Annotated in this window: 15 protein-coding genes; 8 read left to right on the top strand and 7 right to left on the bottom strand. The window is 41.7% G+C overall.

Annotated features, from left to right (window positions below; all coding sequences use genetic code 11):
* Positions 1-197: 197 nt before the first annotated feature.
* The gene (locus tag MNQ98_RS28965) at positions 198-1259 is read right to left on the bottom strand and encodes an endonuclease/exonuclease/phosphatase family protein (protein WP_241931271.1); all 1062 of its coding nucleotides are present in this window, start codon (positions 1257-1259) and stop codon (positions 198-200) included.
* A 260-nt stretch (positions 1260-1519) separates the two neighbouring features.
* On the opposite strand from MNQ98_RS28965, the gene MNQ98_RS28960 reads away from it, so the two are divergent.
* Positions 1520-3472, top strand: a complete 1953-nt coding sequence (locus MNQ98_RS28960; RefSeq protein WP_241931270.1) for a BglG family transcription antiterminator — start codon at positions 1520-1522, stop codon at positions 3470-3472.
* A 244-nt stretch (positions 3473-3716) separates the two neighbouring features.
* Positions 3717-5729, top strand: coding sequence for a PTS fructose transporter subunit IIABC (locus tag MNQ98_RS28955; protein WP_241931269.1), 2013 nt, complete (start codon positions 3717-3719; stop codon positions 5727-5729).
* 304 nt (positions 5730-6033) lie between these two features.
* On the opposite strand, the gene MNQ98_RS28950 is transcribed toward MNQ98_RS28955, so the two are convergent.
* The 4 genes from MNQ98_RS28950 to MNQ98_RS28935 form a co-directional block, all read right to left on the bottom strand.
* Positions 6034-6927, bottom strand: coding sequence for a sensor histidine kinase (locus MNQ98_RS28950; protein ID WP_481856693.1), 894 nt, complete (start codon positions 6925-6927; stop codon positions 6034-6036).
* 11 nt (positions 6928-6938) lie between these two features.
* Complete coding sequence (locus MNQ98_RS28945) at positions 6939-7736, bottom strand: ABC transporter permease (RefSeq protein WP_241931267.1); 798 nt, start codon at positions 7734-7736, stop codon at positions 6939-6941.
* The gene (locus MNQ98_RS28940) at positions 7729-8652 is read right to left on the bottom strand and encodes an ABC transporter ATP-binding protein (RefSeq protein ID WP_241931266.1); all 924 of its coding nucleotides are present in this window, start codon (positions 8650-8652) and stop codon (positions 7729-7731) included. Before MNQ98_RS28940 ends, MNQ98_RS28945 begins: the two co-directional genes overlap by 8 nt.
* A gap of 91 nt (positions 8653-8743) precedes the next feature.
* Positions 8744-9424, bottom strand: a complete 681-nt coding sequence (locus tag MNQ98_RS28935; protein WP_241931265.1) for a response regulator transcription factor — start codon at positions 9422-9424, stop codon at positions 8744-8746.
* 183 nt (positions 9425-9607) lie between these two features.
* Between MNQ98_RS28935 and MNQ98_RS28930 the strand changes: the two genes are divergently transcribed.
* The 6 genes from MNQ98_RS28930 (at position 9608) to MNQ98_RS28905 (ending at position 15665) form a co-directional block, all read left to right on the top strand.
* Entirely contained in the window at positions 9608-10492 is an 885-nt protein-coding gene (locus tag MNQ98_RS28930; protein WP_241931264.1) for an AraC family transcriptional regulator, read from the top strand.
* Between the two features lie 259 nt (positions 10493-10751).
* Positions 10752-11465, top strand: coding sequence for an ABC transporter ATP-binding protein (locus MNQ98_RS28925; protein WP_241931263.1), 714 nt, complete (start codon positions 10752-10754; stop codon positions 11463-11465).
* Positions 11458-13056 carry an ABC transporter permease gene (locus tag MNQ98_RS28920; RefSeq protein WP_241931262.1) on the top strand — a complete coding sequence of 533 codons (1599 nt, stop codon included), beginning with the start codon at positions 11458-11460 and terminating at the stop codon, positions 13054-13056. Before MNQ98_RS28925 ends, MNQ98_RS28920 begins: the two co-directional genes overlap by 8 nt.
* 261 nt (positions 13057-13317) lie before the next feature.
* Entirely contained in the window at positions 13318-14745 is a 1428-nt protein-coding gene (locus tag MNQ98_RS28915) for an ABC transporter permease (protein ID WP_241931261.1), read from the top strand.
* Positions 14746-14755: 10 nt separating this feature from the next.
* Positions 14756-15433, top strand: coding sequence for an ABC transporter ATP-binding protein (locus MNQ98_RS28910; protein ID WP_208917042.1), 678 nt, complete (start codon positions 14756-14758; stop codon positions 15431-15433).
* Positions 15434-15446: 13 nt separating this feature from the next.
* Positions 15447-15665 carry a hypothetical protein gene (locus tag MNQ98_RS28905; protein ID WP_241931260.1) on the top strand — a complete coding sequence of 73 codons (219 nt, stop codon included), beginning with the start codon at positions 15447-15449 and terminating at the stop codon, positions 15663-15665.
* An 85-nt stretch (positions 15666-15750) separates the two neighbouring features.
* Here the strand turns inward: MNQ98_RS28905 and MNQ98_RS28900 are convergent, their stop codons facing one another.
* A complete protein-coding gene (locus MNQ98_RS28900; protein WP_241931259.1) occupies positions 15751-17199 on the bottom strand; it encodes a sensor histidine kinase in 1449 nt (482 codons plus the stop codon).
* Complete coding sequence (locus tag MNQ98_RS28895) at positions 17192-17857, bottom strand: response regulator transcription factor (RefSeq protein ID WP_241931258.1); 666 nt, start codon at positions 17855-17857, stop codon at positions 17192-17194. Before MNQ98_RS28895 ends, MNQ98_RS28900 begins: the two co-directional genes overlap by 8 nt.
* Between the last annotated feature and the right edge of the window lie 18 nt (positions 17858-17875).

Genomic DNA, 17875 nt, shown 5'->3' with positions numbered 1-17875 from the left:
GATAGTTTAGAAACTATACTATATATCCAAAAAAATACGTAGTTAGAAATTAGTATAGTTCCTAAACTTATTGACTGTCAATCATAGATAATGACTAATAGGAGGGCTCTTAATTGCTGGTTAAATTCGTATTCCGAAAAAAGAAGCCAACATCTCTGATCATCAGAGGTGTTGGCTTCTTCGAGGATGATGTAGGCTTATTTCAGAATAAAGTTCCCTGTAACAGGGTTATGATCACTGTTCTCGAAGTTCAGATCGTGTCCGGTAACATCAGCAATATCAACATTCGGAGATACGAGAAATCCGTCGATCACAGCGAGAAAATTGAGACCTTCTTGATACGCTACATCTAGCGTTCGAACGGAAGGAGTGTTCGGGTCTACCGCCCACTGGAAATCACCCGGGCCGAAGGTATCGGGAAATGGTTGTAGCCACTCCGGCCATTCCTGCTTGGTAGGAAACTTATTGTGATCTGTTCCAGGTAGGGAGTGATTCCAATCCCCGCCTATAATGAGATAGTTGTCCTTCTCCACTTCTTGATTGATATAGTCCTCAAGGAAATCAAGTTGTTGTTTGCGGATTGTACCGCCCTTGTCGAATGCCGACAAATGCAGATTAATCATGACGAGTTCTTTACCGTTATCTACTGGAAACCTGCTCTCTATAAATGCACGATCCAGCTCAAACAACTGAACAGGCCAACTTTCTTTTCCAGGCAGATTGAAGCGAATATGAGATGTGCTATTGAACGTTGATAAGGTTAGTAAACCACTTTGCACTGCTCCCATCGGATGAGTCAACGGCACGGGTACCCAAGGCATCTTGTAATTATAAGCAAATGTGTCACTATACCCTTGCAGGCTATGACTTATTTTCTCGACTTGGTTAATATGGTTGCTACGTGAGGAGTTTATATCTACTTCCTGCAGGATATACAGATTTGAGTGAGTGTCGCTGAGAAAGTTGGCAATGGCATTCAGGTTGGTCTCCGTTTGTCCCTTACTTTTTGATCGGGTCATCGTTCCACCGTCCATGAAAAAATCCTGTCCTTGGTCGAGGCCGGCGTAGCCAATATTGAACGTAGTGACGGTGAACGGCTCACCTTGCTTAAGTATTGGACTGTTATTATTGTTGGTATGAAGTTCTGTCTGAGCTGGGGGTTTATAATCAATCGCTGTAATATAGATTAGAAAAATGGCAAGAACAGCAATTAGGGCTAGCACGATACAGGCAAGCCACTTTAACGGTTTTATGATCATTAGGTTGTTGTTACCTCCTATATATTCGGCATTAAATATTTAGAATTAAAGACTATTATACTGGATATTCTTTCTTCTGGGTTGTTCACAACCTCTTATCTCAATTTATTTTTCGCCGAGTATACAGTTCCCAAAATAACACCCTTCATGTACCATCCTAGATCAGATTGCCACAGAGACCGGATATGATATACAGTAGGACAATGTACCCGCTCACAAATTAGTGAGCTCTCCAAATAAGTTGAATATGGGAGATCGGAATGAATAATAGGCAAAAAGAGATTTTTCGCAATTTGTTAATGGAACCGAACCGGCTGTGGCTAGTTCAGGATCTGGCGGATCAGACCGAGTGCTCGGAGAAGACGATCCGAAACGATCTGAAGGTGATTGAAGAACATATAGCTAAGCACTCCAGTGGTAATCTGGTGAAAAGGCCGGGACTCGGCGTTTATCTGGAGATTGGAGAAGCAGATCAGGCTGATCTATTCCACCGCTTGTATGCAAACGAGAGTACCACCGAGCATGAATCCGATGAGGAAAGGGTGCTGCACCTGGCTTACCGGCTCTTGATGAACGCAAAGCCCGTAACCATGCAGAACCTGGCTTCACGATTTTATGTGAACAAGACGATTATCCGTCGAGATATGGAGAAGATTGAGGGCTGGCTGCGCAGCTTTGATCTGAACTTAATTACCAAGCAGCGCGTGGGCTTAATGATCGAAGGCTCAGAGAAGAGCAAACGGATGGCGCTGGCGCGGTTGAACCAGTTGATCAACCGTCCGGAGTTAACAGGACAGATGATGCGCAAGCAGTATGAACCGCATGAGATTGCAACCGTATACAATGAGTTGAAGGCATTACAAAAGCAACATGAGCTCCGCTTTACCGATGAAACCTTTGAAAGCCTGATGCTGCATATTTTGCTCATGGTCAAACGGACCAAGCTGGGACAGCCGATTTCGCTCTCCGAGCAGGACATTAACTTTTTGGAGAACAAAGCGGAATTTGTATGGGCTACGGCATTTTTGAAGCAGCTGCAAAAGCTGTTTGCTGTACCTTTTTCCAAGGAAGAAACCGCTTATCTAACCCTGCACCTGCTTGGCGGGAAGTTCCGATATAAGCAGGAGGACGGGGGCGTAGGACGGAGCGATCTAGCAGACAGCCACCCCCTCTTGCCCCAGTTGGTTGAGCAACTGACTCGGCGGATGTCGGAGCTGAACATGATCCCTTTCTCCAAGGACCACGTATTACTGAACGGGTTGAAAGTACATTTGTACACGACCATGAACCGTCTCCATTATGGTCTGGCTGTGTCCAATCCGATGCTGGCTGAGATCAAGAAGATGTACCCATACATGTTCGATCGGGTCATTATGGCACTGGAAGAGGTGGGGGGAGCGCTTCAGTTGTCCTTTCCCGAAGAGGAAGCCGCGTATTTGACACTGCATTTTCAGGCGTCCGTAGAACGGCTTCACCAGAACAAGAGCCACCCCCAGAGGGTCATTATCGTGTGTCACATGGGCATTGGGATGTCCCAATTGCTTCTCATGAAGGTGGAACGGAGATTCCCGTCCGTGCATGTGGAGACAACGATGTCGAGAGCGGAAGTGCAGGATTATCTGGCCGCTCATGAGGTGGATCTTGTCATTACGACCGTTGATCTGCCGGAGCTAAAATCACCTCACATCCTCGTTTCCCCACTGCTCGAGGCCAATGACGAGCGTAAGCTGGAGCAAGCGATCCGGCGGCTTGATGAGCCGGACAGCAGGGCGGCTGAGGAATCGGTCTTTTTGAAATATACGACACCTTTTCTCGTCTTTCCTCAGCAGGAGGTAGAGCGTCCAGAACAGTTAATCGCCAAGTTTGCGCAAATGCTGGAGGACAAAGGGTATGTCGAGGCAGGGTATACGGAAAGTGTGCTGGATCGTGAGAATATGTCTACTACGACAATTGGGGGTGGCATTGCGATCCCTCATGGCAGCTCGGAGTGGATTATACAGTCCTGCATCGTTATTGTTACTTTGAAGCAGCCGATCACCTGGGGAACTGAGAAAGTAGAGCTTGTGTTCTTGCTTGCGGTCAAGCATGATGAGCGGAAAGAGATGCGGCAGCTGTTCAAAGAATTGTCGCTGATCAGTGAGCAGCCGGCTTTGGTCAGTGCGTTGTCTAAGGAGACGGACGTGATGCGATTGCTGAGTACGTTGAAAGGGTAATATTAGTATTAGAAACTATGATGATGAAGCAGGACGTATACGTCCTGCTTTTTACATTTTTTTTGGGGTCCCCGCAAAGTATTTGGAATAAGCATCGTAGCATAGGCTCCACTTTGTGGGGATATTTTATTGCGAAATAAACTCGTTTTTCCGGAAGTTCCGGTAAAAAGTTCGTCCGATAACAGCGCTTTCGGCGTGTACACTATAAATGTAAGCGGGAACATGACAACAAAGGAGAATGACCATGAAAATATTAGCGATTACCTCATGTCCTAACGGAATTGCACATACGTATATGGCTGCTGAGAATCTGCAGAAGGCAGGGGCGAAGCTGGGTGTCGAGATGAAGGTCGAGACCCAAGGATCCATTGGCGTGGAGAATCAATTCACGGAGCAGGATATCCGTGAAGCCGATGGCATTATTATCGCAGCGGATAAGACGGTGGTAAAGGACCGGTTTGTCGGTAAAAAATTGCTTGTCGTTGGTGTACAAGATGGTATCCGCCGTCCAGAAGAGCTGATCCAACGGATAATAAAAGGGGATGTGCCGGTCTATCAGGCACAGTCCAAGTCAGCCGAAGATACGACAGAAGGGAACAAACCTAAACAAAACCCTATCTACCGTCACTTGATGAACGGGGTATCCTATATGGTACCGTTTATCGTGATCGGGGGGCTGCTCATCGCAATCGCACTGACAATGGGCGGCGTGAAAACGCCGGGTGGTCTGGTTATATCTGAAGGTTCAATCTGGAAAACGATTGAAAATATCGGCGCGGCTGCGTTTACCTTCATGGTTCCGATCCTCGCCGGATTTATCGCAATGAGTATTGCGGACAGACCAGGTCTTGCGCCTGGTATGGTCGGCGGTTTCATTGCTGTGAACGGTAGCCTTTATGGAAGTGAAGCGGGAGCTGGATTCATCGGGGGGATTATTGCCGGTTTCCTGGCGGGTTATGTTGCGCTTGGCATTAAAAGGATCAAGGTTCCTCGGTCGTTACAGCCGATTATGCCCATTATCGTTATTCCGGTATTGGCTTCTCTAGTTGTAGGGTTAATCTTCGTCTTTGTGATTGGTGCTCCAATCGCGGATCTGTTTGAAGCTTTAACAGTCTGGCTCGCAGGAATGCAGGGTACAAGTTCGATTCTGCTGGCACTTATTCTGGGCGCTATGATTTCTTTTGACATGGGTGGTCCCGTGAATAAGGTTGCGTTCCTGTTCGGATCGGCCATGATTGGTGAAGGAAACTATGAAATTATGGGTCAAATTGCCGTTGCCATCTGTATTCCTCCGATTGCGATGGGACTGGCAGCGATGATTAACAAAAAGAAGTTTACACCAGCGGAACGTGAAGCTGGAAAAGCTACATTTACGATGGGACTATTCGGTATTACCGAAGGTGCAATTCCATTCGCGGCGCAAGATCCACTACGCGTTATTCCAAGTATCATGGTCGGATCGATGGCCGGTTCGGTAGTTGCGATGCTTGGTAACGTGGGTGATAGTGTAGCCCATGGCGGGCCGATTGTAGCTGTACTCGGTGCCGTTGACAATGTGTTGATGTTCTTCCTCGCTGTCATTGTCGGCGCAGCCGTATCGGTTGTGATGGTGAGCCTGCTGAAGAAAAACATTGCAGCTGTGACTCCGGCAGTTGTTGGAGAAGGAGCGATAGAAAACTCAGCTGGAGTAGGTGAACAGTTGGCAGTAGACGTGACTGCACCTATGGCTGCAGACTCAGTCGAAGCGGCTTCAACCGCGATCAATAACGGCACAGCAACGGAAGCACCTTCTATTCGCATTGAGAAATTGACGGATATTGTAACACCAGATCTCATTAACCTGAATCTGGTCGGAACGACACAGGATGCTGTTATTGATGAAATGATCGGTGTACTGGAGCGGACTGGGGCGGTAAACGCTGACGGAGATTTTAAACAGGCCATATTGGCCCGGGAACTTGAAAGCTCCACAGGCATCGGCATGAATATTGCGATCCCTCATGGTAAATCGGATGCTGTCCTGAAACCAAGCGTGGTCTTTGGTATCAAGCAGGATGGTGTCGATTGGAAGAGTCTGGACGGCAGTGAAGCGAAACTGATCTTCATGATTGCTGTACCGCGAAATAGTAAACAGAATGCGCATTTGAAAGTGCTGCAAATGTTGTCCCGTAAGCTGATGGACGATGATTTCAGAGAAGCTCTGTTGGCGGTGACAACGAAGGAAGAAGCATATCAATTGCTGGATCAGGTGCATTAATTCAAGTCGCTGAGAGACTTCACTGAACCATGGGTTGGGCAACAGGAGCAAAGGAGTTTTGCCTTATCATAGCACAAGTATAATGGGTGATCTGCTGGTGTTAGTATTGCTGCCATTATCTCATCGTATTAGAGTTTTATGGAGCATTCCAATTGAAGCCAGCCCCGCACAGAAATGAGCGGGGCTGGCTTCAATTTAACAAATGCCATGATTGGATTAATACTTGCTCGTAACGGATATCATCCGATTCGGAAGGAGCAAAGTCAGGGTTTCACATATATATTCAGGAAGTAATACAGTGAGACTATAGCGGAAGTTCAACTATTATCTCGAGAAACCCGTCTTGTAATGATGCACCTGTGCTGCCTCCCATCTGTTCCGCCAATAGCCTAACAATAGACAAGCCCAACCCTGTACTATTACTTCTTGCTTTATCGCCAGTATAGAAGCGATCGAAAAGCCGGTTTATATCAATAACGGAAGTATTTTTCATCGGATTTTTAAACGATAGAATTGCTTTGTCTGTAGCCAGCAAGCTTACTGTGATATCTCCATTTGAGTGCTGAACACAATTTCGAATTAGATTCTGAATAATTCTCGTAACCATTTCTTTATCAGCAAGGCCAAATATTGGTGGTGTTTCCTCAAGGTGTACACCCAGATTGTGTTCCTCCAATGTGGTAACTGATGCTGCAAGGCACTCTGCCACAAGATTGGTAAGGTTAATTCGTCTGATGTTTAGTTCGGGTTCAGCGTTCAGGAGATAGGAATACTCAAAAAAATGTTCAATCAACCGCCCCAATTCATCAGCGTGTTTTTGGGCAGTGTGCAGTTTCTTTAGTTGATCGTCGTTCAAGTCACCATTTTTCATAAGCTGCTGATAACCCTTTATAGCAGTAAGCGGTGTTCGTAAATCATGGGAAATATTTGCAATTAACTCCTTAAAGTTCTTTTCCTCTTGAATGCCTTTAAGACGGAGGTTTTCCTCCGCCTTTAGGCATTTGTTAATATTGATAGCCAAAGCATTAAGCTCCCTGCTCAGGAGTTCCAAACGGATAGGTTGACGTGTATGTTCAGTCAGCCGTTTGTCCAACTGTCGATTGATGTTGCGCAATTGCCGCTGAAGAAAAGCGATATACAAGGCGAGCAACATCATAAGAATGATCAAAGTGCCAGCGACAATAATCAACGCGTTCACCAACCTTTCAGTTACTTAATTTCCGATTTTCTGAATGCGCTGTATGTGACAGCAAGCATGACAATCATAAATACCAAACTAACAGCGATTGCCCTGACCATGTCTCCCGTTCCCGTATCCAATGTTACAAAGGCGTACTTCCCTCCATATGGCGTAAAGGAGAAAATACGATCAAACACCGGAGAACTATCGCTTAATCTCATTAATTGCGCAGAAAGTATTGAAAACCCATAATAAATAACAACTACAAAAATGGGCTTTTTAAGCATAAAGGCAAGTGGTACACAGATACTCAATTGTGCCACATATATGATCATCAAGGTCAACATGACAGCTAGCATTTTCCATACCTCTGATGCGGAAAAGGCTGTACCACCCTCAGATGTCAGTAGATTCAGGAATCCAATTGCTACGGGGCCCATACTAAACTCGGAACCTGTACTAAGAGCAATACCCGTTATGATGGCATAGGGGAGTAGAATAAACGCTAGGGCAAATCCCAGTAAGGTTGCCTTACTAACAATGACAGCACTCCTGCTGCAGCCATTTGCAATCGCATCATGGATTGTTTTATTCTCGAAATCACCGCAGATAAACACGCCTGCGATAGCAGCGCCGAGGATGCTTATCATGTTTACATCGGAGAACATGAACCCGAGTCCAGTCATGCTGGCTTCAATCTTACCCTGTGGTATCAGATATGCCATTACTGCCATGACTACCGCACTTAATGTTGTGATTCCTAATAGAATCTTAATTGCCTTCGATTTGCGTAATTTAAATAAATCCGCCTGAATCAAATTAAGCATCTCGATCACCACCTATAACAGAAATAAAGTAGTTTTCAAGCGTATCTCCCTCGATAGAAAATTTCGAAACGACAATCCCATTTTCGTAGACAGTCTTTGCTACTAAATCTTTTTCGTTCCAATAATCATATAGCTTAACCGTTTTATCTGGCATTACCTTATAGTTGGTGGTGTTCAGCTGCATCTCCAATACGCTCGTTAACTTTTCCGGCTGGTCGCAGCTAATATGGATGTGGTGCTTGCAGTTTTCATCAAGCTGCTCAAGGGTGAGGGTTTGCTTGATTTCGCCTTTATGGATGATGATATAATTCGTTACGGTTTGATATAGCTCCGGCAAATTATGACTTGAAATTAAAATGGTCATTTGCCGCTCTTCGCACAACTTCTTCAACAGATTACGAATTTCAACAACACCCAATGGGTCAAGTCCATTGATCGGTTCGTCCAAGATCAGCAATTCAGGGTTGCCAAGCAGGGCGATTGCAATACCTAAACGCTGCTTCATGCCGAGCGAAAAGTTTTTTGCTTTCTTATTTCCTGTGTCAGCAAGTCCGACGAGTTCTAACAATTCACCCTCAATTTCCTTGTTGGGAACACCGCGCATAATTCTGTGAAACTTGAGATTTTCTTTCGCTGTCATATAGGGGACAAATCCAGGATTCTCGATCATGCAGCCCAGCCGTTTCCTCTCATCCTGCAAAGCACGCTCACCACGATGGCCAAAAAGCTCAATGTTGCCCTTCGTGGGAAAAGAAAGCCCGGCCAGAAGGCGCATTAGCGTTGTTTTTCCTGCGCCGTTCTGCCCGATTAAACCGTATATTTTACCAGGCTCCATTGTAATCGACACATCATGCAGTGCAAAAAAAGTGCGGTAGCTTTTCGTAAGGCTGTTTGTTTTTACAACATATCGTTTCATTTTGCTCACCTATCCTTTCTGACTTTAGGTTAACTTCCATTGGTTTAGAAAAGGTTAAGGGGAGCAAAAAAATAGTCAGGAAACAGATAATTCATTCTTTGTATAGACGATAACCCAAGCCCCATACCGTTTCGATATATTCCTCATTCGGATTTACTTTCTTTAGCTTATTACGCAGATTGCTGATGTGAGTTTTAACCGCATTATCATCACCGAGATATTCATCTTTCCAGACCGATTCATACAGGTTCGATTTTGTAAAAACCTTGCCGCCATGCTTTAGTAGCAGCTCCAATATCATATATTCCTTTGCGGTCAGCTCCATTTCAGTCTCGTTTACAGTAACGCGCTTTGTATTGTCATCCAGTGCCAAGTCCTTATATCGAAAAACTTTGCTTTCTTGTAATTGCTTATGAGCACGCCGCAGATTGGATTCTACACGTGCCACAACTTCTCCCAAATCAAAGGGCTTTGTGATATAGTCATCCGCCCCCAGCTTCAAAAGATCAATCTTCGTGCCAACCATATCCTTTGCGGAGATGACAATGACAGGGGTTTCAGAAAACTCCCGCGCTTCTTTAAGTATTTCATCCCCGCTTTTGTAGGGAAGCATTATATCAAGTAGAATCAAATCATACGATTTGTTTTTGATTTCCTTTATTCCATCGACGCCGGTAAAGGATGATTTCACTTTATAACCTGCATCGATCAATGCTTCTGCCAGCATTAGATTGACATCTTCGTGATCTTCAATAATTAGAATACTTTCCACTAAAAATCACCCAATCCTTTTCAATATAAAAATCCAAAATTATCAATAAACATTCTACTTAGAATCATAACTTACTGCTATTGAAAAATACATTAGTATAGATGTATTCAGGACAAAACGGAGCATCTGTGAACAGGAATGCTGCCCAAGGTTCCTATAATCTAAATTTGAAAGGAGATGATTATGGTGGAGGCCCTGAGATTGCTTCGGCAAGCTATCGATTATATCGAAGACCATCTTAAAACCAAAGTTGAGATCGACGAGATTGCAAAGGTAGCGTTGTTATCCAAGTACCATTTTCAACGAATGTTTCATGCTTTAATAGGCTTTACCGTAACGGAGTATATCCGAAACCGTCGACTTACGCTGGCTGCTGAAGAATTAGCAGGCACGGACAGCAAGGTCATCGACGTAGCGCTTAGATACGGTTATGAGAGCCCGGAGGCTTTCGCTAAAGCCTTTCAACGACTGCATGGTGTGACGCCTTCGAATGCAAAAAAGACGAATGTAAAGCTTAAGGCCTTCTCCAAAATCACCTTTCAAATTCAGATTAAGGGAGAATCGGAAATGAATTATCGCATTGTAGAAGAACCGGCATCGATTGTAGTGGGCAAGCATGCGCAGATCAAGGAGGACCCGTTTAAGGAAATAACAGAGTTTGTAGAAGCTTTATGGACAGACGGCACACATGATCGGATTAATGAGGCCATTGGGAACCCACCAGAGACACTGCTGTATGGTTATCACTATGATTTTGATGAAGAAGGTAACAGATGTTATCTGATGGGTGCTTCGATTCCTGAAGGATCTCAAGCTCCTGCAGGGTTTACTGTGTTGACCATTCCCGCACACACATATGCCGTATTTGAAGGTACAGACAAAATGACAGATGATGTTGTTATTAGTACCGGAATTCATAATGTATGGAGACGGATTTATTCGGAATGGTTTCCTACAGTGAATTTTGAGCAGGCTGAGGGACCATGTATTGAAAAATATTATTGGGTCGACGATAAACAAATCGATTCCATATGCGAGGTATGGGTTCCCATCAGACGAAAAGCTTAATAACTTGTTACTAGGACACTAGAGCCCCGCTGCTCAAGTGTTCTTTTGTATTTGGCATCAGATCAGTGAACCGTGAAACTTGCCGTTACAGACAGGGCGCTTGCGAATGGCCCAATGAGGAGAGCAATCAGAAAAATCAGGTACAAATGAACTTTCAGCATAGGTTAGACGTATTATAGTTATTCTACTAGAAAAGCGTACGGGGAAGAAATGATGCTGATCAAAATTCTGTATATTCCAATGATGAGGTGAAGGAAGAATGCTCACAATAAAACATTTTACCAAGAGCTATAAGGGTGGCAAAAAGGCAGTAGATGATTTGAATTTAGTGGTCGAGAAGGGCGATATTTACGGCTTTATCGGACATAACGGTGCAGGGAAAACAACAACGATCCGGGCAGTAGTTGGTGTCCTTGACTTTGAAGAAGGGGACATTGAAATCGACGGCATCTCGATTAAGAAAGATCCAGTTGCCTGCAAAGCGGTTACTGCGTATATTCCTGATAACCCGGATATTTACGATCATCTTACCGGCATACAGTACTTGAATTTTATTGGCGATCTCTTTAGCGTATCCAAAGCGGATCGTGAGTCACTCATTAAAAAATACGGCGATGCTTTTCAGATTACAGCCGATTTGGGTGGTATGATCTCCTCTTATTCTCATGGTATGAAGCAGAAGCTCGCTATCATCTCAGCTCTCATTCATAAACCAAAATTGTTAGTGCTGGATGAGCCTTTTGTTGGACTTGATCCTAAGGCTGCTCACATGTTAAAGACGATCATGGCAGATTTGTGCAACAGTGGTAGTGCAATCTTCTTCTCAACCCATGTACTGGATGTGGCAGAAAAGCTCTGCAATAAGATTGCGATCATTAAAGCGGGCAAATTGATAACTCATGGTAGGACAGAAGAAGTAAAGGGTGACAACAGCCTTGAAAATGTGTTCCTGGAGTTGATAGACAATGACTAATATATGGAGATTAACAAAGATACAATTGCTTTCCTCATTTGGCTTGAATAAAGCATTGCATACGCGCGATGTTAAGGAAAGACGCAAATTGCTTCTGCTAAGCATCGGCATTCTAATTGGTGTGATCATGATTGCAGTGGCTTCATTTGGATACAGCTTCATGATGGCAATGACCTTTGAACAAATAGGCCGTATGGATTTGCTGCTTGCCATTATGATGGCTGTAACTTCTATTGTTGGATTCTTTACAACGATCTATAAAGCAAGTGGAGTATTATTTAGCTTTAAAGATTTCGACTTGGTCATGTCGTTGCCTGTCAAAACAAGCTATGTTGTAGCGAGCCGTGTTCTTCAGCTCTATGTGCTGAATTTATTTTTTACTTTAATGGTGATGCTGCCAGCTGGTGCGGTTTATGCAATAAAAGTGAATCCTGAAGCGCTATATTATCTGTTTTTTCTGATTGCACTCTTGTTTATTCCGTTACTACCCATCATTGCTGCAACCTTTATTGGCGCACTAATTAGCTGGATCTCCTCCCGTTTTAAAGCGAGTCGAATGATCAGCCTCATTTTAACCTTCGTTGTAATAATTGGAGTTATGATGGGTTCGTTCCGTATAAATGGTAACGAGCTGGTTCTTGCTGATATGAGTACACAATTGGCAGATATGATATTTAAGCTGTACCCTCTTACAGTCATGTATGTAGATGCCGTTTGCTCATATGAGATTGGTTCATTGCTATTATTTATTGCGATATCGGTGCTTGCGTTTATGCTGTTTACCACTGTACTTGGCACAAGATATAAAGCTATTCATACAGGCTTAACGACCTCTCATGCAAGCAGCAAATATATAATGAAACCACTAGAAACATCATCACCTTTTCGTGCACTGTACAAGAAGGAGCTGCGTCGATATATTAGTTCTTCCTTATATGTGCTGAATACGAGTATTGGCATGATTTTTTTACTCGTGATGTCGATTACTTTATTATTTATGAGCTCGGAGAAACTTGGGCAACTGATAGAAATCCCACAATTGTCCGATTACCTGAGCAAACTGGCTCCACTAGTCGTTTCTTTTTTCGTAATTTTAAGCTGCACCACTTCAAGTTCCATTTCTCTTGAAGGCAACAATTTATGGATACTAAAAAGCTCACCCGTACCGAAAAAGACCATACTGCTTAGCAAAGTTGCGGTGAATCTCACCATCACAATGCCTATCTCGATTGTCAGTTGTGTGATCCTCATGATATCGTTGCGCACGGGATGGATTGAAAGCTTACTATTGCTTGTTATCCCATTGATATTTGCCTGTTATTCAGCGATGTTGGGTGTTATTGTCAACTTGAAACTTCCTAACTTGGAGTGGACTAGCGAAGTTACGGTCATAAAACAAAGTGCATCGGTCTTAGTGTCCATGTTGATAGGATTCATCAGTCTAGTGATTTTATTTGCTGTATCGCTTCTTCTATCCCATGTAAATGGCAATCTCATCTTGTTAGGTATTGGAATAATTATATTGGCGGTATGCAGTGTGATGTATAGATACATCAAGACAAAAGGGGAGCAGCTGTTTCACGCTCTTTAACAAGTGGCGCTTACCATACGACTAGCGATGAGAAACGGTTTGGCTAATACTTTATGAGGGCACCCAAATGGATAATGGGTGCCCTCATTTTTGCTTTTAGATTGATATCCAACCGTATTAAAGACTGCAACATTGCGCCAACACAATAATCAGAGCCAGTCCACACAAAGTCCCCTATATCTCTAGATAAAATCCTCGATATCTCCATATAGACTCCAGATTAGTCCTTTAAATTAGAGATATCAGAGGAGGTTAGTAATTATGAATTTTATCAAACGGGCTTTTTTAAGTATACAAGCAAGAAAGGGAAAATCTCTTATCCTATTTGCTGTATTTTTAGTTCTTACCAATTTAGTGTTAGCGGGATTCGCCATTCAAAATGTTACAAAAACAGCGAATGATCTCGCCAGAAAAGAGTTAGGAGTCGACGTGACGTTAGGTTTAGATGGGGAAAAATTTCAAAAATACGTTCAAAAACAGAGAAGTGAAAATCCTAATGAAAGAATACACCGCCCAGAAGTGTCTACAGAGGAAGCAGATAAGTTAGCAGAATCACCTTATGTAAAAGATTATAACTATTTAAAAGATAGTCAAGGCGTAGCGAATGGCTATACTCCCATTAATGGTGATAACGAGGGAGAAGCGATTGGGGGATCCATAGGTGGTGGAGACCAAGGGAATATGAAAATGCCAAATACATTCATTCACGGTGTGAGAAGTTCTGATTTATTGAAAGAATTTACAGAAGAAACGAATAAAATGATTGAGGGGCGTCAAATAACAGCAGAAGACAAAGATAAGAAAGTAGCCCTGATTGAAAAACAGTTAGCTGAACAAAACGATCTACAAGTTGGTGATAAGTTAAAGATCACATCAACAGATGATACATCGACAATAGAGTTCGAAATTTTAGGGATTTACGAAACTTCCACGGTAGATGCCAACATGGAATCGGCACCGCCTCTGTTTCATCCATCGAACAAAGTATATGTCTCGTACGAATCGTTAAAAGAATTTTCGGAAAATAAGGATATGAAGGGTACACCAATTGACCAGGCTATTTACTATTTAAAGGATCCACATGATATCGATGCTTTTAAAGCAGAGGGTGAAGAAACAGACATTGATTTTGACCTATTTAAACTAGATGCTCATGATGCATTATACAAAAAAATGGTAGGACCTATTGAGAACGTAGCATCAACTTCAAAATGGATTATATACCTGGTCTCAATTACAGGATCTATAATCTTAGGACTTATCATTATGTTGACCATAAAAGAACGTCGGAAAGAATTGGGAATTCTACTTGCGATCGGCGAGAAAAAAGGGAAGTTAATCGGACAACTTTTAGTTGAAGTGTTGTGTATAGCTGCTTTGGCATTTAGCTTCTCTATCTTTACAGGTGGGACAGTATCTCAAAAAATGGGAGACAGTTTATTGCAGAAAGAAGTTATTTCTTCTGAAGAGGAGCAGCAGGGAGCAAATAATCCAGGATTCATGTTTGGAATGAATGATGACCATGGTCAAGATGTGGATCCTATTGATAATATTGATATAAGTGTGAGCTCCCAAGATTTGTTGAAGTTAGGTGGATTAGGTCTATTAATCGCAGTCTTATCAACCATTCTTCCAGCATTATCGATTCTTCGATTGAATCCAAAAGATATTTTACTAAAAGATGAGTAGGGGGATCCACATGGAAACTATTTTGCAGTTCGAAAATTTGAATTACCATTATAAAAGCAATAATAAAAAGATCACTATACTAGATAATGTAAACTTTTCGTTTCAAACCGGACAATTTTATACCATTTTAGGACCATCCGGATCCGGAAAAACAACGACCCTTAGTTTAGCAAGCGGATTAGATATCCCAAGAGGCGGGTCTGTATTATACAAAGGAACAGATATACGGAAGATAGGGCTGGATTCCTATCGAAACCAACATGTCTCCATTATTTTTCAATCCTATAATCTCATTACGTATATGACCGCTCTTCAAAATGTAGTTACGGCAATGGAGATTACAGGAGTCGATGTGAAAGACAAAAAAGGAAGAGCGCTTGAGTTGTTAGAAAAGGTAGGGTTGACCGAAGTAGAAGCCAAAAGAAAGGTATTACAGCTTAGCGGTGGTCAGCAACAGCGTGTGGCGATTGCTCGTGCATTATCTTGTAATGTGGATTTATTAATTGCCGATGAACCCACTGGGAATCTAGATCAAGTAACTTCCATGGATATTATCGAGTTATTTAAAGAACTTGCTCATAAAGAAAATAAATGTATCATTGTAGTCACTCATTCACAAGAGGTGGCTAGACAATCAGATACAGCGGTGTATCTCGAAAAAAGAAATTTAGTAATCAAAAAGTTGTAAGGGAATGAGAAAAATGTGGAAAAGAATAGTAGCTCCCATTGGTTTAGTAGTAGTGACGATTGGTATTTTAGTCGGTGCTTTTCTATATGTGTTGAATTCAAGGAATAACTCAGACTTGAATCCAGAAGAAACAGATGTATATCAAGAAGATAGAATGATGCAAAATCAAGAGGAAATATCTCCTCCTTATCAAGATCAAGATGGGTCTGTAAGCGGCAAGACAGGGCCTTAGTTCAGACTCGTGAAACTAAATGATTATATTAATGAAGTCTCGATCTCATTTCCTCCTAATTGAAATGAGATCGAGACTTTGTTGTTTATTTTATGGATAATGGAATAGTAACTGTGAATTGTACTCCTTGTTCTGTATTATTCATAGAATACGTAATAGAAAGGGCTTCAAAAATTTGTTTTACAATATATAAACCTAAGCCACTTCCCCCTGTATTTCGATTTCTTGATTTTTCGATTCGATAAAATGGTTCGAATATATGTTGTATTTCCACTTCTTTAATTTCCACACCTGTATTGATGACTTTAATTTGGATGTGGTGTTGTTTTGGATCCTGAGTTAGCTCTATATATACTTTCTCGCCATGAGGTGAATACATAATCGCATTATGAATAATATTTTTACAGGCTTTTTCTAAAAGAACACGATCTGCATACACGGAAAGGTGAGAACCAAACTGTTTTATGATTTGAATGTCTTTTTGAGAAGCAAAAAATCCGAGATCTTTTGTGATAGCATCCATTAATTTCGAGAGATTTACTTCTTCCAATTGGAGTTTAAACGTATGTTGTTCTAGTCTTGACATGCTTAGAATCTCACGAACCAGTTGTTCCATACTTTCAATAATTTGGTGATTTTTCTTTAAATATTGGTCGCGATTTTGATACGGACCAATATTGTAGATCATCCCTTCTAAGTATCCTTTCATAACCGTAAGAGGCGTCTTTAATTCATGTGCGACAATCGCAAAAAATTCCCTGCGTTTTGTTTCTATCTCTCTTTCTTTTTCAATATCGCTTTTTAATTGTTGATTCGCTTTTTGTAAATCAAGCATCGTTTGTTGTAAATTAACTGACATCTCATTCAAGCTGTTGGATAACTCCCCTAATTCATCATTGGAACGAACCTCAATTTTTTCGGAAAAATCCAAGTTCGCCATCTTTTGTGCTCCTTGATTAATGTAAAGGAGTGGTTTTGTAATAAACCTCGAATATAAGTAAGCACTTCCTATACCAATAACAACGACAATGATGCTGATATAGGGGAGAAAAAGTGCCAAGACTTGTGTAGCTTCACTAATAGGTTGGAATGTTGCGGACACGACGAGCGTTAAGTTACCATCTCGGAATTGAATGGGCGCGGAAACATTATATGAATTTGAATTCCCCGGTGGCCTTGTTGCATCAAATTTTACATCCGGTGATATTTGAAAATTCATTTGCATAGCAGAAAAAAAAGGAGAATAAATAATGGTTCCTTCTTTATTTTCAAGGTAGATCATTGCGTTATTTTTTTGTGCGTATTCTTCAAGAAGTGGTATAGCATTTTGAAAAGTGAGATTCTTAGATTTATCAATTATTTCTTCCATTCCTATTTGAAGCTGATTTGTTTTATGCTGCTCATAAAATGAAGGGAGAAAGAAGTATAAAGTTAAATAAATTAGGACTGCAAAGGCTAACAAAATGAGAGACGTAGTCAGGAAAAGTTTATAGGTAATTCGCTTCAACTTCATCGTTTTTAGTAACTTATTCATCAATTTTATAACCAATTCCCTTCACTGTTTTAATGTAGGGGATATCTAATTTTTTTCGTATGTTTTTAATATGTGTATCAATAATTCGTGTTTCTCCGTAATAATCGTATCCCCAAACTTTTTCGACAATGCTTTCCCTTGTGAGTACTTTTTTCTCATTTTGAAGCAGTAGTTGTACAATTTCGAATTCCTTTGTCGTTAATGGGATTTCAACCTCATTTACATAAACTTTATATGCATCGCAATCGACTTGCATTTCTTTGAAAACTAAATGATTACTCGTACTTAGATCATTGCTTCTTCTCAGTACAGCCTCGACCCGTTTAATCAATATATGAAAAGAAAAAGGCTTCGTAATATAATCATCGATTCCAAGATCAAAGCCCTTCAATTGATCCTGTTCTTCTTCTAATGCGGTTAGCAAAATGATAGGTACATTTGACTGATTTCGAATCATTTTAGCAACTTCAAATCCGTTAAGGTTTGGCATCATTACATCCAAAAGAATTAAATCAAAAGATTGCTTATTAAATAGTTTCATTCCCTCTATTCCATCTGATGCAACCTCAACACTATACTGTTGTGTCATTAAAAATTGTTTAATTAATTCCTGAATGTCTAGGTCATCTTCTACCACAAGAATATGAAAGTTCTTCAATATATCACCTCGTGTAGT

Source organism: Paenibacillus sp. N3/727 (assembly GCF_022637315.1).
Classification (GTDB): domain Bacteria; phylum Bacillota; class Bacilli; order Paenibacillales; family Paenibacillaceae; genus Paenibacillus_AQ; species Paenibacillus_AQ uliginis.
The sequence above is the reverse complement of the archived record's forward strand: the minus strand, read 5'-3'. Positions and strand labels throughout refer to the sequence as shown.